The organism is Oceanobacillus sp. FSL W7-1281, from assembly GCF_037969835.1.
Lineage (GTDB): Bacteria > Bacillota > Bacilli > Bacillales > Amphibacillaceae > Oceanobacillus > Oceanobacillus oncorhynchi.
In genome coordinates this window covers 3,069,065-3,091,001 of sequence record NZ_CP150214.1, presented here as the reverse complement: position 1 = coordinate 3,091,001, position 21,937 = coordinate 3,069,065, and the positions used below count along the sequence as shown (strand labels likewise).

Annotated in this window: 20 protein-coding genes, 1 riboswitch and 1 other annotated feature; all 20 genes read left to right on the top strand. The window is 39.9% G+C overall.

The genetic code is table 11. From position 1 onward, the window contains the following. Nucleotides 1–1,356: a UDP-N-acetylmuramoyl-tripeptide--D-alanyl-D-alanine ligase gene (gene murF / locus MKX55_RS15330; RefSeq protein WP_339178392.1), complete on the top strand. Its 1,356-nt coding sequence runs from the start codon at nucleotides 1–3 to the stop codon at nucleotides 1,354–1,356. 157 nt (nucleotides 1,357–1,513) lie between these two features. Further along, nucleotides 1,514–2,497: a phospho-N-acetylmuramoyl-pentapeptide-transferase gene (gene mraY / locus MKX55_RS15325; RefSeq protein WP_042535188.1), complete on the top strand. Its 984-nt coding sequence runs from the start codon at nucleotides 1,514–1,516 to the stop codon at nucleotides 2,495–2,497. After that, nucleotides 2,497–3,846, top strand: a complete 1,350-nt coding sequence (gene murD / locus MKX55_RS15320) for a UDP-N-acetylmuramoyl-L-alanine--D-glutamate ligase (protein ID WP_339233406.1) — start codon at nucleotides 2,497–2,499, stop codon at nucleotides 3,844–3,846. The genes mraY and murD overlap by 1 nt, the downstream gene beginning before the upstream one ends. Nucleotides 3,847–3,978: 132 nt before the next feature. Further along, complete coding sequence (gene spoVE, locus MKX55_RS15315; protein WP_339185272.1) at nucleotides 3,979–5,103, top strand: stage V sporulation protein E; 1,125 nt, start codon at nucleotides 3,979–3,981, stop codon at nucleotides 5,101–5,103. A gap of 223 nt (nucleotides 5,104–5,326) precedes the next feature. Next, the gene (locus tag MKX55_RS15310) at nucleotides 5,327–6,163 is read left to right on the top strand and encodes an FtsQ-type POTRA domain-containing protein (protein ID WP_339178389.1); all 837 of its coding nucleotides are present in this window, start codon (nucleotides 5,327–5,329) and stop codon (nucleotides 6,161–6,163) included. 198 nt (nucleotides 6,164–6,361) lie between these two features. Next, nucleotides 6,362–7,645 (top strand): cell division protein FtsA, encoded by a 1,284-nt coding sequence (ftsA, locus tag MKX55_RS15305; RefSeq protein ID WP_042535180.1) that lies wholly within the window; start codon nucleotides 6,362–6,364, stop codon nucleotides 7,643–7,645. A 65-nt stretch (nucleotides 7,646–7,710) separates the two neighbouring features. After that, entirely contained in the window at nucleotides 7,711–8,865 is a 1,155-nt protein-coding gene (ftsZ, locus tag MKX55_RS15300) for a cell division protein FtsZ (protein WP_339178386.1), read from the top strand. Between the two features lie 816 nt (nucleotides 8,866–9,681). Continuing rightward, entirely contained in the window at nucleotides 9,682–10,602 is a 921-nt protein-coding gene (spoIIGA, locus tag MKX55_RS15295) for a sigma-E processing peptidase SpoIIGA (RefSeq protein ID WP_339178383.1), read from the top strand. Between the two features lie 15 nt (nucleotides 10,603–10,617). Beyond that, nucleotides 10,618–11,337, top strand: coding sequence for an RNA polymerase sporulation sigma factor SigE (gene sigE / locus MKX55_RS15290; protein WP_193063322.1), 720 nt, complete (start codon nucleotides 10,618–10,620; stop codon nucleotides 11,335–11,337). Between the two features lie 122 nt (nucleotides 11,338–11,459). Continuing rightward, nucleotides 11,460–12,242: an RNA polymerase sporulation sigma factor SigG gene (gene sigG / locus MKX55_RS15285; protein ID WP_042535173.1), complete on the top strand. Its 783-nt coding sequence runs from the start codon at nucleotides 11,460–11,462 to the stop codon at nucleotides 12,240–12,242. Nucleotides 12,243–12,470: 228 nt separating this feature from the next. Then, nucleotides 12,471–12,731, top strand: a complete 261-nt coding sequence (locus tag MKX55_RS15280; protein ID WP_339178377.1) for a YlmC/YmxH family sporulation protein — start codon at nucleotides 12,471–12,473, stop codon at nucleotides 12,729–12,731. Nucleotides 12,732–12,826: 95 nt separating this feature from the next. Then, entirely contained in the window at nucleotides 12,827–13,645 is an 819-nt protein-coding gene (gene pgeF / locus MKX55_RS15275; protein WP_339178375.1) for a peptidoglycan editing factor PgeF, read from the top strand. Between the two features lie 12 nt (nucleotides 13,646–13,657). Beyond that, complete coding sequence (locus MKX55_RS15270; RefSeq protein ID WP_339233404.1) at nucleotides 13,658–14,338, top strand: YggS family pyridoxal phosphate-dependent enzyme; 681 nt, start codon at nucleotides 13,658–13,660, stop codon at nucleotides 14,336–14,338. Between the two features lie 15 nt (nucleotides 14,339–14,353). Next, nucleotides 14,354–14,791, top strand: a complete 438-nt coding sequence (locus MKX55_RS15265) for a cell division protein SepF (RefSeq protein WP_042535167.1) — start codon at nucleotides 14,354–14,356, stop codon at nucleotides 14,789–14,791. 6 nt (nucleotides 14,792–14,797) lie between these two features. Beyond that, nucleotides 14,798–15,061, top strand: a complete 264-nt coding sequence (locus MKX55_RS15260) for a YggT family protein (protein WP_042535165.1) — start codon at nucleotides 14,798–14,800, stop codon at nucleotides 15,059–15,061. 21 nt (nucleotides 15,062–15,082) lie between these two features. Next, nucleotides 15,083–15,859: a YlmH/Sll1252 family protein gene (locus MKX55_RS15255; RefSeq protein ID WP_339178368.1), complete on the top strand. Its 777-nt coding sequence runs from the start codon at nucleotides 15,083–15,085 to the stop codon at nucleotides 15,857–15,859. Nucleotides 15,860–15,943: 84 nt separating this feature from the next. Next, the gene (locus MKX55_RS15250) at nucleotides 15,944–16,447 is read left to right on the top strand and encodes a DivIVA domain-containing protein (RefSeq protein WP_339185271.1); all 504 of its coding nucleotides are present in this window, start codon (nucleotides 15,944–15,946) and stop codon (nucleotides 16,445–16,447) included. Nucleotides 16,448–16,539: 92 nt separating this feature from the next. Further along, nucleotides 16,540–16,757 (top strand) — a binding site (T-box leader). A 73-nt stretch (nucleotides 16,758–16,830) separates the two neighbouring features. Beyond that, nucleotides 16,831–19,584 carry an isoleucine--tRNA ligase gene (gene ileS, locus MKX55_RS15245; protein WP_339233402.1) on the top strand — a complete coding sequence of 918 codons (2,754 nt, stop codon included), beginning with the start codon at nucleotides 16,831–16,833 and terminating at the stop codon, nucleotides 19,582–19,584. Between the two features lie 136 nt (nucleotides 19,585–19,720). Continuing rightward, a riboswitch (TPP riboswitch) is annotated at nucleotides 19,721–19,823 on the top strand. Nucleotides 19,824–20,017: 194 nt separating this feature from the next. Then, nucleotides 20,018–20,860 (top strand): lipoate--protein ligase family protein, encoded by an 843-nt coding sequence (locus tag MKX55_RS15240; RefSeq protein ID WP_339178362.1) that lies wholly within the window; start codon nucleotides 20,018–20,020, stop codon nucleotides 20,858–20,860. Next, nucleotides 20,853–21,797 (top strand): lipoyl synthase, encoded by a 945-nt coding sequence (gene lipA / locus MKX55_RS15235; RefSeq protein ID WP_339233400.1) that lies wholly within the window; start codon nucleotides 20,853–20,855, stop codon nucleotides 21,795–21,797. Before MKX55_RS15240 ends, lipA begins: the two co-directional genes overlap by 8 nt. Nucleotides 21,798–21,937 lie beyond the last annotated feature (140 nt).

Below are 21,937 nucleotides of genomic sequence, written 5' to 3'. Positions count from 1 at the left end.
ATGTTATTTACTGCATCACAATTAATGAAATTATTCCCCCGGCATCAAGGGAACGTTTCCGCTGATTTAGAAATTCATGAAGTAGTCCATGATAGCCGGGTGAATACAAACCACGGGCTCTATGTACCAATTGCCGGCGAACGGTTTGATGGCCATCAATTTATTGGCGGAGCAGTGGAGAACGGGGCGGAAGCGGCCTTTTGGCAGAAAGAAAAGCCGCTTCCGTCAAATCTCCCTGACTCTTTGCTGATATTATTTGTAGATGATACTGTAAAAGCATTACAGGAGCTGGCTGCTGCGTATCGGAAGGACGTCAATCCGACTGTTATTGGGATTACCGGATCAAATGGGAAAACAACGACGAAGGATCTGACTAATGCTGTCATGCAGACAACATTTAAAACCCATGCTACAAAGGGGAATTTCAATAATCATATCGGGCTCCCATTGACGATTTTATCGATGGACCGGAAAACAGAAGTGCTGATTCTTGAAATGGGGATGAACCATTTTGGAGAAATCGAGCTGTTGAGTAAGATCGGGGAGCCGAATCAGGCGATTATTACCAATATTGATGGGCAGCATATTGAAAATTTGGGCTCTAAAGAAGGAATAGCCAAAGCCAAATTAGAAATTGTGTCGGGAATCAAGCCAGAGGGTACGTTAATCATTGATGGGGATGAACCGCTGTTAACAGATGCAGCTGTGCCTGTAGCTAAAACACGGGTCGGCTTCAGCGAAGACAATGATGTTGTGGTTCGCAATATCACCGTAGAGGAAGAAACGACAACCTTTGAGGCAGGAGAGAAAACTTACCAGATTCCGCTCTTAGGAAAGCATCACGCAAAAAATGCCGCTTATGTTATTCAACTGGCATACGGGATGGGGGTAGCTCCTGAAACCATCCAGCAAGCATTCGGACAATTAGAAATGACGAAAATGCGCTTTGAAAAGCATGCAGGCAAAAACGGTATTACGATTATTAATGATGCTTATAATGCTTCTCCTGCATCTATGAAAGCATCGATTCAAGTAGTCGAAGAAATGAAAGGCTATCAGCATAAAATACTTGTATTAGGCGATATTTTAGAGCTTGGTGATTATGCAGAAGAATTTCATCGCGGAATTGCAGATGTTATTCATTCTGAGATTACAGCAGTGTATACGTATGGTAATCATTCGCATTACATACATGACGAATTAAAAAAGAAAGGTACGGAGCTGATTGCTGTCCACTTGCAGGATAAGCAGGAGCTGATGGATCAGATTGAACAATATCTGGAACCGGAAAACCTTATCTTGCTGAAAGCATCAAGAGGAATGAAATTTGAAACATTTTTAGAACAATTACGTTAAGGCATCTTATAGGTATTGTTTACATCATCAGGAAACAGAATCAGTGCGGTGGATTTGAGGGTTAGAGGCGTTTCAGCAAATGCTCATAAGAATTGCACTGATTCTGGCATGCTTTGTTAACAATCCTATAAATGGTTACAAATGAGGTGGAGAGAAAATGAATATTACAGGTTTATTAATTACAATCGCAGTAGCGTTTCTTATAACAGTTCTTCTATCTCCAATTTTTATCCCTTTTTTAAGACGATTAAAGTTTGGACAGAGTATTAGAGAAGAAGGCCCTGAGTCTCATCAGAAGAAATCAGGAACACCGACAATGGGTGGAGTTATGATTGTATTCAGTATTGTGATTACATCCCTGATTATGGGAATGAGAATGGATACAGGGATTGGCTATGAGCTGTGGCTGTTACTTTTTGTGTTATTTGGCTATGGCTTACTAGGATTTTTGGATGATTATATTAAAGTAGTAATGAAACGAAATCTAGGCTTAACTTCAAAGCAGAAGCTATTTGGACAAATTATTATTGCACTTGTATTTTATTTTGTTTTACGCGGGCAGGAAGACTTCTCGTCAGCAATTGCCATTCCCGGAACAACGGTTGAATTTGATATTGGCTGGTTCTATGCAATTCTTATTATTGTAATGCTTGTAGGAGCCTCCAATGCTGTTAACTTAACGGATGGGTTAGATGGTTTATTAGCTGGTACTGCAGCGATTGCTTTCGGTGCTTTTGCCATTATTGCCTGGTATGGTGTGCCAAATGATATGGTAACCGTCTTCGCTTTAGCAGTCGTCGGCGCTCTGTTAGGATTTTTAGTGTTTAACGCGCACCCTGCCAAGGTGTTCATGGGCGATACAGGATCATTGGCATTAGGAGGAGCAATTGCTGCTATTGCGATACTTCTGAAGCTGGAGATTTTATTAGTAATTATCGGTGGTGTGTTTGTTATTGAAACCTTATCTGTTATTATTCAGGTAATTTCCTTTAAAACGACAGGAAAACGTATTTTCAAAATGAGCCCGCTGCATCACCACTATGAGCTGGTTGGATGGTCAGAATGGAGAGTCGTTACCACTTTCTGGTCTGTCGGCCTGCTATTTGCGATTCTTGCTATTTATATTGAGGTGGGTATCTAATGAACACATGGAAACAATTTCCCAAAAAAGTGCTTGTCTTAGGATTGGCCCGGAGCGGTACAGCTGCTGCGAATGTTTTGTTGGAGAGCGGCAAGGATGTAACGGTGAATGATGCGGTAGCATCCTATGAAGATGCGTCTGTTTTGGCACTTCAGGAAAAAGGAGCCCATCTTGTGCTTGGTTCTCATCCGCTAAGTGTTTTAGAGGGGATAGAGATGGTTGTTAAAAACCCGGGTATCCGTTATGACCACCCTATTGTTGCAGAAGCGCAGAAACGCAGTATTCCGGTAATTACAGAGGTGGAATTGGTATCTTATATAATCGAACAGCCAATCATCGGAATTACTGGTTCCAATGGAAAAACAACCACAACAACCTTAGTTACGGAAATGCTGGAAAAGAGTAATTGTAAGGTAAAGCTCGCTGGGAACATTGGAATTGCTGCAACGGAAGTGGCCCAAACGATGCAAGCAGATGAAAAGATGGTAATGGAGCTATCCTCCTTTCAGTTGCAGGGAATAAATACATTTCGCCCATCGACAGCAGTCCTTTTAAACATTTATGAAGCGCATTTGGATTATCACGGCGATTTAGAAAGCTATGTCAGAGCTAAATGTAATATATTTAAAAACCAGCATGCCGATGATTATCTGGTATATAATGCCGATGATCCGACGCTTGAAGAAAAAGTGAAGGATACAAAAACAAAAAATATAGCCTTTTCGGCAACAAAAAACCTGCATCAAACAGGCGCTTGGGCAGATGATACGCATGTATACTTTTTCGATGAAGCAATTATTCCTTTAGAGGATATTGTCTTGGTCGGGAAGCATAACTTAGAGAATATCCTGGCAGCTGTTGCAGCAGCAAAATTAAATGGAGCAACCAATGAGGGCATACAGCATGTCTTAAAAACTTTTTCCGGTGTCAAGCATCGTTTAGAGTTTGTAGGGCTGCTGCATGACCGCTATGTTTACAATGATTCGAAAGCAACCAATATCCTAGCTACGCAAAAAGCATTAGATTCCTTTAAAAAGGATATTGTCCTTCTTGCAGGCGGCTTAGATCGCGGGAATGAATTTGATGAGCTGATTCCGCATTTGCATCATGTTAAAGCAATGGTTGTATTTGGAGAGACGGCACCGAAATTAGAGCGAGTTGGAAAAGAAGCCGGCATCCAGGTGATTGAGCACGCAGCCGGCGTGGATGATGCAGCTGAAATCGGTTTTTCATTAGCAGATGCAGGTGATATCCTATTGCTTTCTCCCGCATGTGCGAGCTGGGATCAGTACAAAACATTTGAAGAAAGAGGAGACATATTTGTTCAAGCAGTTCATACAATGAAGTAAGGGGCTTGAATAAATACTAAACCTAAAACAGCAAACCATATTCGGACAAGCCGAGAATGATACAGCATATTTAAAATGCCCCTATTTCCAAAGTTTATGTCATGGAAAGAAGGGGTATTTTTGTCTAAGTTCATTCAAAATCAAAATAAAGTAGACAGAGTATTATTTGGAATAATCATTCTCCTTTTATGTATCGGTATGCTGATGGTTTACAGCTCATCCTATATTTGGTCGGAGTATAAGTTCAATGATTCATTTTATTACTTAAAAAGACAGCTTTTATTTGCCGGCATCGGCTTTATTGGAATGGTTGTTATCTCTTACTTTCCTTATTATATATGGAAAAAGTACGCAAAGATTTTATTATTTTCTTGCTTTGTTCTGCTTCTTCTTGTGCTTATTCCGGGAATCGGCATGGTGCGCGGAGGGGCACAGAGCTGGATTGGCATCGGTGCATTCAGTATTCAGCCGTCTGAATTTATGAAGCTGGGTTTAATTATTTTTCTGGCATCTATATTATCTGACCATCAAAAATATATTACCTCGTTTAAAAAAGGGTTCTTCCCATGCCTTCTATTGATTTTTACTGCATTTGGTCTGATTATGCTTCAGCCAGATTTAGGAACTGGAATGGTGCTGGTCTTAACATGCATGATTCTGCTTTTTGTGGCAGGTGCAAAGCTCTCTCATTTTTTTGGACTGGCCGGCATTGGCATTATTGGGTTTATCGGATTGATTGCTTCTGCTCCTTACCGGATTAATCGGATTCTGGCTTTCTTAAACCCATGGGAGGATCCGTTAGGACATGGGTTTCAAATTATTCAATCTCTTTATGCTATTGGACCCGGGGGACTGATGGGACTAGGGCTGGGAAACAGCCTGCAAAAATATTTTTATCTGCCGGAGCCGCAGACAGATTTTATTTTTTCAATCATTGGTGAGGAATTAGGTTTAATTGGAGGTTGTACAACTATTTTATTGTTTTTTCTGCTATTATGGAGAGGGATAAAAATTGCTATTGAAGCTCCGGATTTATTTAGCAGACTGTTAGCGCTGGGAATTGCAAGTATGTTAGCATTACAGGCGATGATTAATATTAGTGTAGTCATCGGATTGATTCCGGTAACGGGGATTACCCTGCCTTTTCTCAGCTACGGCGGTTCATCACTGACGTTAACACTCTGTGCGGCCGGGATTCTTCTAAGTATCAGCAGGCACGCCAAAAGTATGGAAAAAAGTACGAAGCCGATTATTTAATATAGCAGCGAAGAACATTTATATAAAACGTAAATCCCGTCCGTGGAAGAAGTAAGAAAACTTCTGCGGACGGGTTATCCGTGATAAAAAAGAAAAAACTTCAGAAACAATAGAAGTCAATGACGTGTATCACCATAATTTATGATATAATTTTTGTAAATACAAGGGAGTAAACTGATACAGTTATATTCCTTGAAAATAATGGATAAAGGAAGAAATGGAGATGAGTGATAAAAATATCGTTTCGATTGAGGATCGAATTCCAAAATTGAAGCAAGCTAGGAAGAAAAAAGCAAACAGACGATTAATATTTTATCTATCTATATTTTTCTTTCTCATTGCTATCATTGTTTACTTGCAATCTCCATGGAGTGAAATAAGGTCGATTGAAGTAAACGGCAATGTGTTCTTAACGGATGAGTACATAATAGATGAGTCAGGTGTAACAGAAGGAACAAATATCTGGTCTATGAACGGATCCTCTGTTGCAGCCGGGATGGAAGAAAATCCTGTCATTGAACATGCATCTATTAATCGGAGTTTTCCCAGCACCGTTGTGATTGAGGTAGAAGAACAGTCTGTCCTTGGCTATGTTCAGGACGAAAGGGAATTTTACCCGGTTCTTGCAGACGGTCAAGTCATCCAGCAAAATGCACAAAACTCTATCAGCAATGCTCCATTAATAACAGGCTTTAATGAAGCGCAATTAACAGAATTGGCAACAGCCATGGATAATGTTCGCCCGAGTATTTTTAATATGATTTCTGAGATTGAACGAAAAGATTCAGATGAAGAAGAGGATACGCTGCAGGTTAGATTGTATATGAGTGATGGGTTTCTGGTAGAAGGCAATGCAGATCAAATGTTAGACAGATTGGATTACTATCCTTCTATTGTGTCACAGCTTGACGAAGAGGATAGTGGTATCATTCATATAGGTGTCGGCATCTATTTCGAATCTTTTCAAAAAGATGAAATGGAAGAAGTAGATATCGAAGACGAAATTGAAGAACTCAATGAGGAAATTAATGAAGAAAATGAAGAAACAGGAAATGAATAATTTGCAGAATGAAGTCATATATCATCCTTTTTTAACGAATGGTATAATGTCGATTTTTATAGAAATAGATTACTTGAAAAAAATAAGCATAAAATATGTTTATTTTTTATTCATTTTCTTTTAGAATTAAAGACTATACAAAGGATAACGTGGCAGTAAAAATATCGTCAGCATATTTTTACGGGGAGGTGCTCTTTTTTGAACAACAGTGAGATATTAGTTAGTCTTGATATTGGGACAAACACGATAAAAGTAATTATTGGAGAAGTACAACAAGACTCTTTAAATATTATTGGAGTAGGTACTGCAGCGTCAAACGGAATGAAGAAGGGTGCTATAATTGATATTGATCAGACTGTTCATTCTATCAGGAATGCAGTAGAACAAGCAGAACGAATGGTAGGGATGGAAATCCACCGCGTAGTAGTGGGGATAAACGGATCTCATATCCAGCTTCAGCCTTGTCATGGCGTTGTAGCTGTACAAAGTGAGAACCGGGAAATAAATGATGAAGATGTAACGAGAGTAATTGACGGAGCTCAAGTGATTTCTATTCCTCCGGAACGGGAAATCATCGATGTGATTCCGAAGCAGTTTATTGTGGATGGATTAGATGAAATTACTGATCCGAGAGGGATGATCGGTGTCCGTCTGGAGATGGAAGGAACGATTATCACCTGCTCAAAAACGATTTTGCATAATATCTTAAAATGTGTAGAACGGGCTAATTTGGAAGTATCTGATATTTGTCTTCAGCCGCTTGCTGCCGGAACAGTCGCTTTATCAAAGGATGAGATGAATATGGGCTCTGCCCTGATTGATATCGGAGGAGGCTGTACAACGGTATCTGTATTTGAAAATGATCATCTGGCTGCGACAAGTGTCATTAATTTAGGCGGAGACAATATAACGAAAGATTTATCCGTCGGCCTGCGTATTTCTACAGAAGAAGCAGAGCAGATTAAACTAAATTATGGCTATGCATTTTACAATGATGCTTCTGAAGATGAGACATTTGAAGTCACAACAATCGGAAGCAATCAAAAACAGGTATTTAATCAACTTCAATTAGCTGATATGATAGAAGCTAGATTAGAAGAAATATACACTTATATTGATAGAGAAATTCGGAAAATGGGCTTTCAGGAGCTGCCTGGCGGTTTCGTATTGACAGGAGGCACCACGGCTATGCCGGGGAGCCTGGAATTAGCGCAAGACTTGTTCTATTCTCATGTACGTGTAGCTGTCCCGGATTATATTGGTGTCAGGGAAGCACAATTTACTTCAGGTGTTGGTATTTTACAATTTGCTTATCGCAATGCGAAAATACAAGGGAAAGAATTGTATCCTGCTGTAGCAATAGATGGGGAAGCGGAGCAGCAGCCAGTGAAGCAATCCAGACCTGCAGGCGAGAAGAAAAAGAAACAAGGCAAGAAAAAAGAATCAGGATTTGCTAACCTATTCAAATATTTCTTTGATTAATTTCTTTTAACAGAAGTTGAAATGAGGAATTGTTCGTAATTAGTAGACTAGGAGGAAACCATAATATGTTAGATTTTGATACAAACATGGAAGAATTAGCAACGATAAAAGTTATTGGAGTTGGCGGCGGCGGTAACAATGCTGTTAACCGTATGATTGAGCATGGCGTAGAAGGTGTCGAATTTATCGCAGTAAACACAGATTCTCAAGCTTTAAATCTTTCGATGGCTGAATCCAAGATACAAATCGGCGGGAAATTAACCCGTGGTCTTGGAGCCGGCGCTAACCCGGAAGTAGGGAAAAAAGCAGCAGAAGAAAGTAAAGAGCAGTTAGAAGAAGTGTTAAAAGGTGCTGATATGGTTTTTGTTACTGCTGGAATGGGCGGCGGTACAGGAACTGGAGCAGCTCCGGTCATTGCACAGGTAGCTAAAGATTTAGGAGCGCTGACAGTTGGTGTCGTTACTCGTCCTTTTTCTTTTGAAGGAAGAAGAAGATCAACACAGGCAATTTCTGGTATCGATACGCTGAAAGGAAGCGTGGATACATTAATCGTTATTCCAAACGATCGGCTGCTTGAAATTGTGGATAAAAATACACCAATGCTTGAAGCATTCCGTGAAGCGGATAATGTGCTTCGTCAAGGTGTACAAGGCATATCCGATTTGATTGCGAAGCCAGGTCTTATTAACGTTGACTTCGCTGACGTGAAAACGATTATGTATGATAAAGGTTCTGCTTTAATGGGTATTGGTATCGCAACTGGCGAAACAAGAGCAACAGAAGCTGCTAAAAAAGCAATTTCTTCCCCGTTGCTGGAGACTTCTATCGATGGGGCGCATGGTATTTTAATGAATATCACAGGCGGTACAAACCTGAGCTTGTATGAAGTGCAGGAAGCAGCTGACTTAGTTACTTCTGCAGCGGACCAAGAAGTAAATGTTATCTTTGGTTCTGTAATTAATGAGAACCTTAATGATGAAATTGTTGTAACTGTCATTGCTACAGGTTTTGATGAAAATGCACAACCAAAAGCAGATACGCGTCAAAAACAACAACGTCCAAATATAGGACAAACACAGCAGGCAGCTACACAGCAAACAAGTGAATCGACTCCTGTCAGGGAAAGAGAATCATCCAATCCATCACCTTCTAAACCTCGTCCCGAGGAAGATGAATTAGATATCCCGACTTTCTTAAGAAATCGTAATCGTAATCGATAAAAAGAAAAAATACTGTGCTAAGAGAACTCTTTTAGCACAGTATTTTTTTGTTTAAAAAGTAAGAAAATATATAAAAAATGCTGAATATAGCCGCTTTAACGGGTTTCATGGGGCGAGTAATCTTAGGCCACAGAAATACACTCCGCTTTCCGCAGGCCCCGAGCTCATCTCCTTTAAAGAAGACTTAGCGACAGGCGTAGACAGAGCTAAAGTCGCACTTATGCCCCGCAGAAAAAAAGAAGTTCGCTTTTTTTCTACCCGCGGGGTCTTCCCACTGGGACTGGGACTGCGGTTACTCGCCCCACCGAAAACCATTATGATTACTCGTCCCATCAAAACCGTCGCTAGAATTTGCGTTATTTCCTTGTAAAAAAGCAATTAAAACATAATTCCACTTAGATGGGAGCGGAGGGAAGTCGACTCCTGCGGGAAAAGCAACAGGTAGACCTGAGCAGGAAGCGGTTTTCTTACCGTGCGGCTGAACGTTGCCCGCGGAAAGCGACTTCTCGGAGCGGACATCTCCTTGGCAAGAACACCGATGTTTCAAAATCAAGTGGTGTCCTTTGTTTATCTAAAAGGAAAGAAAGTAAAGTTTCCTTGCCCCTCTTTTTTATTCCAAAAATCGTTAGACATTATTTCTAAGAATAAGTGTTAAATAGCTTAATTTTGCACACAAGAATTGACAGACTTTTCTCTTTCAATTGTCTATACTTTTCATCATATATTACTTCCTTTCTATGAATTTCATGATCAGCAACGTACGCAGAAGATAACAGCTTCTTCTGATTAGCAGCAATTTAGGGGGTGCAACAGAGAGTGTCTATTTACTTAGACGTTATTTGGGCATTAAATTTTATGGTAGATTTAATGCTGCTGATGCTCGTACAAATACTTGTCCGGAAACCAGTGAAAAGAAGGCGCTTGTTTCTTGGGGCATTTATTGCGTCATGCATTGTTCCGCTGACGATTTTGTATCCAAATTCGTTTTTTAATCATGTAGTCGGGAAATTGCTCTACTCTTGTATTATTATTTTCAGCACATTTGGATTTAAGAGTCTGTATCGCTTTATTAAGCTGATCTTCCTCTTTTATTTTGTATCCTTTGCCATTGGGGGCGGGTTAATGGCGATGCATTTTTTCCTGCAGCGTCCGGTGACTGTTTCCTTGGAAGGGATAATCACCTTCAACCAAGGCTATGGTGATCCTGTCAGCTGGATATTTGTTATAACCTGCTTCCCGATTATTTGGTATTTTACAAAGAGACGAATGGACGAGCACGTTGGAGAACAAGTGAAATATGACGAAATGTACAAGGTAATCTTAACAATGAATCATCAGTCTTTTGAATCCATTGGTTATATCGACAGCGGAAATCAGCTTGTTGATCCGTTAACCAAACAACCTGTCGTCATTTGTGATCAGCCGTTTTTAAAGCAATGGTTCGATGATGAAGAGTGGGAAGAGCTGAAAAATGTGAAAGAGCATTTAGACTTCAGCCGGCTGCCAAAGAAATGGGAAGATAAGCTGCATTTGATTCCTTATCAGGGAGTAGATGGAACACATTCTTTCATGCTTGCTATTCGGGCTGAGGAACTGACAATTTTTTATAATAACGAAATTCTTCAGGCAGTAAATGTATTCATTGGAATTCAATTTGGAGTATTGGAAAGGGACGGGCAATATCATTGTTTGCTGCATCCCCTCATCATTAAGCAATCTATTATACAATCTGCATAAAGGAGAGTGCGTTAAGTGGCTAATTGGAAATTCAAATTTAAATTACGCTGGTATCAATTTCTTAAAAAAATCGGAATAAAACCAAAGGAAATCTATTATATAGGCGGAAGTGAGGCTTTGCCCCCGCCGCTGACAAAGCAAGAAGAACAGGAATTGCTTAAAAAATTGCCCGAAGGAGATAAAGCGGCAAGGTCGATGCTGATTGAAAGAAATTTGAGATTAGTTGTTTATATTGCCAGAAAATTTGAAAACACGGGTATTAATATCGAAGACCTGATTAGTATTGGTACAATTGGGCTGATTAAGGCGGTAAATACGTTTAATCCGGAAAAAAAGATTAAACTGGCAACCTATGCCTCCCGCTGTATTGAAAATGAAATCTTAATGTATCTGCGCAGAACAAATAAATTAAAGACAGAGGTTTCCTTCGATGAACCCTTAAATATTGATTGGGACGGCAATGAGCTTTTATTGTCGGATGTATTAGGAACAGAAGAAGATATTATTACAAAAAGTATTGAATCAAATGTAGATAAATCATTGTTAAAATCAGCTTTAGGCAAATTAAATGCACGTGAAAAACAGATCATGGAACTGCGCTTTGGATTGATTGGCGATGATGAAAAAACGCAGAAAGATGTAGCAGATATGCTTGGAATTTCCCAGTCTTATATTTCCCGTTTAGAGAAGAAAATTATACGTCGGTTGAAAAAAGAATTTAACAAAATGGTTTGACTTGATATATCAATTGTTTTGCCGCATAGGTCGACTTTATTTACATGATTTTCCTGCATAAAAAATTTTCCCGGGGAGATACTGTCCTTGAACAGCATCTAAGATTGGGGAGGTTTTCGGGAATGGCAAGACATAAAGTTGAAATATGCGGGGTTGATACATCCAAACTTCCAGTACTTAAAAACGAAGAAATGAAAAAACTATTTATCCGGCTGCAAGAAGAAAATGATATTATTGCCCGGGAAGAATTGGTAAACGGCAATTTACGCCTTGTTCTTAGTGTTATTCAGCGTTTTAACAACCGGGGAGAATATGTCGATGATTTATTTCAGGTCGGCTGCATTGGTTTAATGAAATCAATCGATAATTTTGATTTGTCCCATAACGTACGTTTTTCTACCTATGCTGTTCCGATGATCATTGGTGAGATCAGAAGGTACTTGCGGGATAATAATCCAATTCGTGTATCCAGGTCTTTACGTGATATTGCTTACCGTGCTCTGCAAGTCAGAGAACAATTGATCAGTAAAACATCGAAGGATCCATCTCCAGCAGAAATCGCCAAGGAAATGGGAGTGGAGCAAGCTGATATTGTTTTTGCTCTGGATGCCATCCAAGATCCCGTATCGCTTTTTGAGCCGATTTACAATGATGGCGGCGATCCGATTTTTGTCATGGATCAGCTGAGCGATGAAAAAGATAAAGATTCCTCATGGGTTGATAAGCTATCACTAAAAGAAGGAATGCACAGATTGAATGCTAGAGAAAAGATGATATTAAATAAACGCTTTTTTCAAGGGAAAACACAAATGGAAGTGGCGGATGAGATTGGTATATCCCAAGCACAAGTGTCCAGGCTTGAAAAAGGGGCTATCCACCAGATGAATAAGCAAATGTTTGAATAAACAAAAAGCCTTGCCTTAACCGGTAAGGCTTTTTGTATGCAATAATAACTTTTTTAACAACGAATCACTCCATCAACCACTCTTTATTCACCCCGCTATAATCCATCGCAGCAGCCGCATTAACCTGACAATATTGATAATTACAGACTCACGAAGTGAAGATCTGTTTAATTTTTCATGAAAAAAAGCATGTTCCAATGCATAGGATAGGAAGAGGAGGGAGCTGTCATGGTGAAACTATCTGAACTGCAAATAAAAGAATTGATTGTCATGGATGATGGAACAAGGCTGGGACATATCATTGATTTAGAGATAGACGGCAGAACTGGAAGAATCATTGCCATCATTGCGGAAGCCAAAGGAAAAAAATCAGGTATGTTTGCTAAATCAGGCGAGCTTTTTATCGCCTGGGAAAAAATTGTTCGGATTGGGGAAGATGTTATTTTAGTCGAGAAAGTAAAAGGGCCGGATCTTTATACCGAAGATTAAGAAGAAATTATCGATATAATGTGTTAAAATAAGACACAAATTTGAATTTAAGATAATGTTCAATAGGAGAAATTATAGGGAAAAGAGGGAAAAACATGGAGCCATTTCAGCTTAAAAGTGAGACAAGACTTCATTTATCTTCATTGGAGGAAGAAATTCCAGGTCTGGTAGCAGGCTTTACAACAAAAAATGGCGGTGTAAGTAAGGGGGCTTATAAGCAATTAAATATGGGGCTCCATGTATTGGACGACGAGAATAAGGTGCTGGAAAATCGGCGGATTCTGAGCAAGGAATTAAATATTCCCCTGAACCGCTGGGTTTGCGGTGAACAAGTACATGGAACAAGCATCCATTTTACAGGGGAAGAAGATGCGGGAAAGGGCAGTATTTCCTTTGATTCCGGTATATCCGGCGTCGATGGATTAATTATCAATGAGGCGGATTCTCTCCTCGGCACGGCTTTTTTCGCAGACTGTGTTCCATTATTTTTTGCAGACCCGACCACAAGAATAGCGGGTATTGCTCACGCCGGCTGGAAAGGAACAGTCGGTCAGATCGCCCGGGAAATGGTACAGAAATTGAAAGAAGCCGGTGCCTCTATAGAGAATCTGAAAGTTGTGATAGGCCCGAGTATTTCCAAAGAAAACTACGTTGTTGACGATGTTGTTTTATCACATCTAACTGGTGAACAGAAACAAAAATTTACGAAAGAAATATCGCCAAATCAATATTTCATCGATTTAAAAGAGCTTAATGTCGATATCCTTGTACAATCTGGCGTCTTTCGTCATAATATAGAGGTAACAAAATATTGTACATTACAAGATGAGAGGCTATTCTTTTCTCATCGGCGCGATAATGGAAAAACAGGAAGAATGCTCGCGTTTATCGGATTTGAGAAACAGAAGAAGTAATGGAGGATAAGAATGGTTGCAGTAAAAGAAAATCTAATGGAAATTCAAGCAGATATCGAGCAGGCTGCAAGGAGAGCAGGCAGAAATAAAGAAGATATTAATATTATCGCAGTGACGAAATATGTTACAATAGAACGAGCTAAAGAAGCATTATCTGCCGGGATAGTTCATCTGGGTGAAAATAGAAATGAAGGATTTTTAGCGAAATTTGAAGAGATCAGGGACAGTGCCACTTGGCATTTCATTGGCTCCCTGCAATCCAGAAAAGTAAAAGATATGATACATCATATTGATTATATTCATTCACTAGACAGAAAATCTTTGGCGAAAGAGATTAATAAGCGGGCAGAAAAAACGGTGCCCTGCTTTGTTCAAGTCAATGTGAGCGGAGAAGAATCGAAACACGGATTAGATGAAGGAGAAGTTGAATCGTTTATAAAAGATTTAGCGGCATTTGAGCATATACAGGTGGCAGGTTTAATGACGATGGCTCCGCATGTCGATAATCCGGAAGAAACCCGGCCGCTGTTTAGAAAATTGCGTTTGCTGAGAGACCGTATAAAGGGGCTTGGCTTAGATTATGCACCATGTGAATACCTGTCTATGGGAATGAGCAATGATTATGAAATTGCTGTAGAAGAAGGTGCAACACATATTCGGATAGGTACCAAACTGGTCGGCAGCGAAATATAAAGTGAGGTGCAGTAAATGAGCTTTAAAAAGAAGCTTAAAAATTATTTCACGATGGACGATGAATACGAGTATGAATATGCCGAGGAAGAACAAAAAGAAGAAATACCCCAGGTTCAAGAAAAAACAGCAGGAAGCAAAAATGTTGTGAACCTTTCTAGTATACAAAATACGAATTCAAAGGTTGTTTTAGCTGAGCCGAGAAATTATAATGAAGCTCAGGACATCGCAGATAATATTGTTAACAGACGAGCTGTTATCATTAATCTGCAGCGTGTGGATCGTCAGCAGGCAAAGAGGATCGTTGATTTTCTGAGCGGAACGGTTTATGCCGTAAAAGGAGATATTCAAAAATTAGGATCAGAAACATTCCTGTGTACGCCGGATAATGTAGAAGTATCCGGCAGTATTTCTGAAATGTTATATGAGCAGGAAGATTATGATAAAGGATGGTAGCAGGAGATGTTGGCACAAATCGTTTCACTAATAAGCTTTGGTTTAAACATTTATAGCTTTGCACTAATCGTGTATATTTTTATGTCCTGGTTCCCTGGAGCCAGAGAATCTCAATTTGGAGAATTACTCGGAAAAATTTGTGAGCCCTATTTAGAAATTTTTCGTAAATTTATTCCGCCGCTTGGTATGATTGATTTTTCTCCAATTGTTGCGATATTATTATTGCATTTTGCAAGAATGGGATTTATCCAGTTTGCAATGATGCTTTAGGCTTGAAAGAAAGGAATGACCATGGAAGTTTATCAGCATTTTCGAAAAGAAGAACAGCCATTTATTGATCAGGTTCTTTCATGGAAAGACCAGGTGGAGCGATCGTATATTCCCAAATTGACTGATTTTTTGGATCCGCGCGAACAAGAAATCGTGCAGATGCTGTTAGGGACTAATCATGACGAGCTTCAGGCCGCTGCCTTTGGCGGATCCGAGTACAGCGAACGAAAAAGAATGGTGATTGCTCCTATTTATGAAAGCATTACAGAAGATATGTTTCAAGTGGAGCTCCTGGAGGCATCTTACCCGGAGAAATTTGTAAGCCTGGAGCATCGGGATGTAATGGGTGCTTTTTTATCACAGGGTGTGAAGCGAAAAAAATTAGGAGATATTACAGCAGCAGATGGGAAAATTCATTTACTTGCAGCGGGAGAGGTCGTCCCTTTTATCAAGATGAATTTAACATCTATTAAGAAATCTCGTATATCTTTCAAAGAACAGCCGCTCACGTCGCTGATTACAGAAAAAAAAGCCTGGAAAGAATATGATAAAACCATTTCTTCCCTGCGTTTAGATACAGTTGTTAAAGAAATATATGGTGTCTCCCGAAAAGACGCTGCTGCTTTGATTCAAAAATTGCTCGTAAAGGTAAATTACCGGGTAGTAGATGATGTGAAATTCCAATTACAAGAAGGGGACATGCTCTCTGTACGTGGAAAAGGCAGAAGTAAAATTACAGCGATACGCGGGAGAACCAGGAAAGATAAAATTAAAATGACAGCGGCAATTTTGCAATAAATGCTGGAAATTTAGCTGGAATTATTGAATAATAAAGAGAGAAATCGGAAGCTCAAGCAAGCACCGATTAGGGAGGTGGAGATGGTGGCACTATCACCATTAGATATTCATAATAAAGAGTTTGCAAGAGGATGGAAAGGCTATGACGTGGATGAAGTAAATAAATTTCTTGATCAAGTGATGAAGGATTATGAAATTGTTATACGTGAAAGAGATGAACTGGATCAAAAAGCGAAAGAGCTTCAGGAACGATTAGGACACTTTACGAACATTGAAGAAACATTAAATAAATCTATTCTGGTTGCTCAGGAAACGGCAGAAGATATCAAAGGCAGTGCGCAAAAAGAAGCAAAATTAATTATGAAAGAAGCAGAAAAAAATGCTGACCGTATTGTCAATGAAGCATTAAGTAAAGCGCGTAAAATATCCCTTGATGTGGAAGAATTGAAAAAGCAGGCAAAAGTATTCCGCTCAAGAATGCGCATGCTTGTGCAGGCTCAATTAGAAATGCTCGGTACAGATGATTGGGAAGAATTATTTGATACTGAAGTGGATGAAGATTTAGAATTGATGGAGCATGAATCTTAAAGGCTTGACTTAGGCTTGTATATTACATATAATTCATACAAGTATCATGTTTTTTGACATTTAATTTATGCTAAAAATTTCATAATCACTATCGTTATACAATGAAAGAGAAAGTATAGAAGATGACTCTGTGTAAGCGAGTCAGGGGCGGTGGAAGCCTGATACAGAAGTCTTTTAGAAAATCACTCTGGAGTAGCTATTATGAAAATAATGTAGTAATAGCCGGCTGTCCACGTTACGGATTTCGAGTGAATTTAATGCCGGGCATTAAATTTATAAGGGTGGTACCGCGAGTCTTCTCGTCCCTTTAGGGATTAGAGGACTCTTTTTGTATATAAAAATTTAATTTACGATGTGTCATGAAAATAACAGGAGGGAATATCTTGGAATATAAACAAACATTATTGATGCCGAAAACAGCTTTTCCAATGCGTGGAAATCTTCCAAATAAAGAGCCGGAGCGCCAACAGAAATGGGAAGAAAGTGAACAATATCAAAAAAACTTAGAGCGTACTAAGGACAGACCGTTATTTATTTTACATGATGGACCGCCTTATGCGAATGGAGATATCCATATCGGTCATGCACTGAATAAAATCTTAAAGGATTTTATTGTCCGTTATAAGTCCATGACAGGCTATTATGCACCATATGTTCCAGGCTGGGATACACACGGGTTGCCGATTGAAACAGCATTAGCGAAAAAGAAAGTAAAACGGAAAGAAATGTCTGTTGCAGAATTCCGCAAGCTTTGTGAAGAATATGCACTTGGACAAATTGACAGCCAGCGTACACAATTTAAAAAATTAGGTGTGCGCGGTGATTGGGATAATCCATATATCACCTTAACGAAGGATTATGAAGCTTCTCAAATTAAGGTGTTTGGAGAAATGGCAAGAAAAGGCTATATTTATAAAGGACTTAAGCCGGTATATTGGTCTCCGTCTTCTGAATCTGCCCTTGCAGAAGCAGAAATCGAATATCAAGATAAACGCTCTCCATCTATCTATGTTTCCTTTGAAGTAACGGATGGAAAAGAAGTGCTTGACGGCGGCGAGAAAATTATTATCTGGACGACAACTCCTTGGACGCTTCCAGCGAACTTAGGAATCAGCTTACATCCTGATTTAAGCTATGTGGTAGCACAAGTAAATGATGATAAATATGTCATTGCAGAAGCTTTATTAGAAGATGTGAAAGAAGTATTAGGCTGGGAAGATGTAACAGTTGTAAAGAAATTCAAAGGACAGGAAGCAGATCGTGTAGAAGCACAGCATCCATTTTATGATCGTAAATCCCTTGTTATGCTTGGAGAACATGTTACAACTGATGCGGGGACTGGATGTGTTCATACAGCTCCAGGCCACGGGGAAGATGACTTCTATGTTTGCCGCAGATATGGTATCGATGCATTCTGCCCGGTGGATGAAAAGGGTGTCTTTACAAGTGAAGCGCCAGGTTTTGAAGGTTTATTCTACGATGCAGCAAATAAGGTCATCACAGAACAATTGGATGAGAATGGCGCCTTATTAAAATTAGAATTTATCACTCACTCTTATCCGCATGACTGGAGAACAAAGAAACCGACGATTTTCCGTGCAACGTCACAGTGGTTTGCATCCATTAAAGATTTCCGTCAGGATATTCTTGATGAAATTAAAAAAGTGCATTGGTATCCGCATTGGGGAGAAACAAGACTTTATAATATGGTGAGAGATCGTGAAGATTGGTGTATTTCCAGACAGCGTGCCTGGGGAGTTCCGATTCCAGTATTTTATGGAGAAGACGGCACAGCCATCATTACGGATGAAACGATTTCGCATGTATCCGAACTTTTCCGTGAACATGGGTCCAATGTATGGTTCGAAAGAGAAGCGAAGGATTTATTGCCGGATGGATTTACTTCAGAACATAGCCCTAATGGCAAGTTTACTAAAGAAGTCGATATTATGGATGTTTGGTTCGATTCAGGCTCCTCACACGAAGGGGTGTTGATGAACCGGGAAGAACTTGATCGTCCGGCTGATGTGTATTTAGAAGGAAGTGACCAGTATCGCGGCTGGTTTAACTCTTCATTATCTACATCTGTTGCTGTAACAGGCAAAGCGCCATTTAAAAATATTATCAGCCATGGGTTTGCGCTGGATGGAAATGGACGCAAGATGAGTAAATCATTAGGAAATACGGTTGATCCGTCCAAAGTACAAAAACAATTAGGTGCCGATATTTTGCGTCTGTGGGTTTCCAGCGTGGATTATCAGGCAGATGTGCGTATCTCGGATGCTATTTTAAAACAGACTTCGGAAAGCTACCGTAAAATCCGGAACACCTTCCGTTTCTTACTGGCGAACCTTGCTGATTTTGATCCTAGCAAAGATCGCGTGAACGATGAAGAATTGCAGGAAGTAGACCGTTATATGCTTTATCGTCTGCAGCAAATCTTAAATAATGCACGTGATAATTATGAGCACTTTGAATTTGCACCAGTAATCAGCCAGGTCCATAATTTCTGTGCTGTTGATTTAAGTTCCTTCTATTTAGATTTTGCGAAGGATATCCTGTATATTGAAGCTGCAGATCACCCGCGCCGCCGCAGTCTTCAAACAGGCTACTATGAAATTATAACAACACTTGTGAAATTGCTTGCTCCAATAATTCCGCACACAACCGAAGAAGTTTGGGAATATATCCCTGGAGTGGAGGAAGAAACAGTTCACTTAACAGATATTCCTGAGCCGCGGGAGCTTGCAGGGGCAAAAGACATTGTCGGAAAATGGGATCATTTTATGGAAGTAAGAGATGATGTTCTGAAAGCACTCGAAGAAGCAAGAAGCGAAAAGGTTATCGGGAAATCATTGGAAGCTAAAATTACAATCGTACCGCTTGATGAAGAAACGAAGCAGGTGCTTGAAAATATTACGCATCTGCATCAATACTTTATTGTTTCAGAAACAGTTATTGCAGATGAAAAAGGAACCGGTAAAGCATATGATTATGTTGAGGTTACCGTTGAAAAACATCCAGGTGAAACATGTGAACGCTGCTGGGTTGTTTCCGAAACAGTAGGCGAAGACAAAAATCATCCAACATTATGTGCGAGATGTGCCAGTGTTGTCAAAGAAAATTATGAGAATTAAAAAACAGGAGCCAGCTTTTTGAGAAAGCTGGCTCCTGTTTTTACATATCTGCAAAAAAATTGTAAACGCTAATTTTTATATTTTTCTTTACAATTATAAAAATTACCAGTAGACTTAATTTGTAAACTGAATAAGTATTATGCACTGGGGGAGCTGTTAAGCTGAGAAAGACATTCTGTATTGACCCTTGGCACCCGAACTAGATAATCCTAGCGTGGGGAATGTGCAGTCGATAAGGAATTGGATAATTTATCTATTTATCAATAAATCTATCAAAGGCTGCATTCTGTGGAATGGGGTCTTTTTTTATTGAATCTATTCCCCATTTCGCTTGTATCTTTTAAGCTTGATGATCAGGAAGGGCCGCTAAGAAGATTGGCATAACAGGGAACAGCTCCTGCAACAAGAAATTCTTTCATTGGAGGTGACGATATTGAAAAAACAGTGGGCGTTTATCGATACAGGCTTTCGAGATGCTGCATGGAATATGGCTTTTGATGAGTGCTTGATCAATTGGCATCAAGAAGGTAAAATTCCGCCGACATTACGTTTCTATGGCTGGGAAAAGCCCAGTTTATCGATTGGCTACTTTCAAAAAGTCGATAAGAAAATTGATCTGGAAGCGGTAGAACGGCATCAGTGTCAGTTCGTCCGTCGTTTGACCGGCGGCAGTGCCGTGCTTCATGACGATGAATTAACGTATAGCCTGGTTATTACAGAGAGTGATCCAGATATTCCTGTATCTGTACAAGAGGCCTATCATGTACTGGCAGAAGGAATATTTGAAGGATATCGCAATTTAGGGATTCCTGCAGAATATGCAACGCTGGACAGAGAAAGTGCCAGAGGAAGAACAGCAATATGCTTCGAAAAACCTGCGTTCTATGAAATGGTTGTTGACGGTAAAAAGCTTTCTGGAAACGCACAGACAAGGAAAAAAGGTGTATTGATGCAGCATGGGTCTATTCCTATGAGCATGGATACAAACATGCTTTTTGATTTATTTGTATTCTCTTCCGAAAAAATAAGAGAACGGAGCCGGGCTGCATTTTCTAAAAAAGCGGTGACGATTAATCAATTAACGAGTCGAGAGCATCGGTATGATATACTGGCGGATGCATTCAAAGAAGGGTTCAAGAAAGGTTTAGGTTTAGAATTTCATCCTCTGCAATTAACCAAAGCTGAGTGGGATGAAGTAGAGCAATTAGCACAATCAAAGTATGAAACGGAAGCGTGGAATATCAACTCAAACAAGGAGCGTGCTGGCATTGGCTAAACAATCAGAATATATTCGTAAACCAGAATGGCTGAAAACAAAAATCAACACCAATGAATCATACAAAAAATTAAAGAACTTAATGCGGGATAAACGGCTGAACACAGTTTGTGAGGAAGCAAAGTGTCCGAATATTTATGAATGCTGGAGCGAGCGAAAAACGGCAACTTTCATGATTTTAGGAGATACCTGTACACGGGGCTGCCGATTCTGTGCCGTCAAAACTGGTCTTCCAAGCGGAGTTGATCTGGGAGAACCAAAGCGGGTTGCTGACTCTGTTGAAATTATGGGATTAAAGCATGTCGTTATAACAGCGGTTGCGCGTGATGACCTGGAGGACGGAGGAGCGGCTGTTTTTGCCAATACAGTCCGTGCAGTTCGTCATCAGAATCCAGGCTGTACAATAGAAGTTCTCCCTTCGGATATGAAAGGGGACTATGAAAGCTTACATACACTGATGGACAGCGAACCGGATATTTTCAATCATAATATTGAAACGGTGAGACGTTTAACGAAACGGGTTCGGGCAATTGCAAGATATGACCGGTCCTTGCAGCTTCTGCAGCGAGTTAAAGAAATTGCTCCCGACACTCCTGTGAAATCAAGTATAATGGTAGGTCTGGGCGAAACAAAAGAAGAGCTTATCGAGGCAATGGATGACCTGCGGGCGCATGACGTGGATATTGTGACCATCGGACAATATTTACAGCCAACCAAAAAACATTTGAATGTGGAAAAGTATTATCATCCCGATGAGTTTGAAGAATTGAAAAATATTGCCCTTGAAAAAGGCTTCTCGCATTGTGAAGCTGGACCATTAGTACGCTCCTCCTACCACGCCGATGAACAAGTAAGCCAATCAGCCGCCCAAAGGCGAATTAACTATATGAAAGGCTATGAATCACAGGAGAATACAAAGGTTGATTTTCAATTTTAAATGATATATTTTCTGATAAAATCCCTCTCTGCCCGTTTATAAAACGGCCGGAGGGGATTTTTTATATGCTCATATGCTTACGAACCGATAGATGCAGCTGTCAGAAAGAAGGAAAGCCGTATTGTTTCTTGAAAATTACC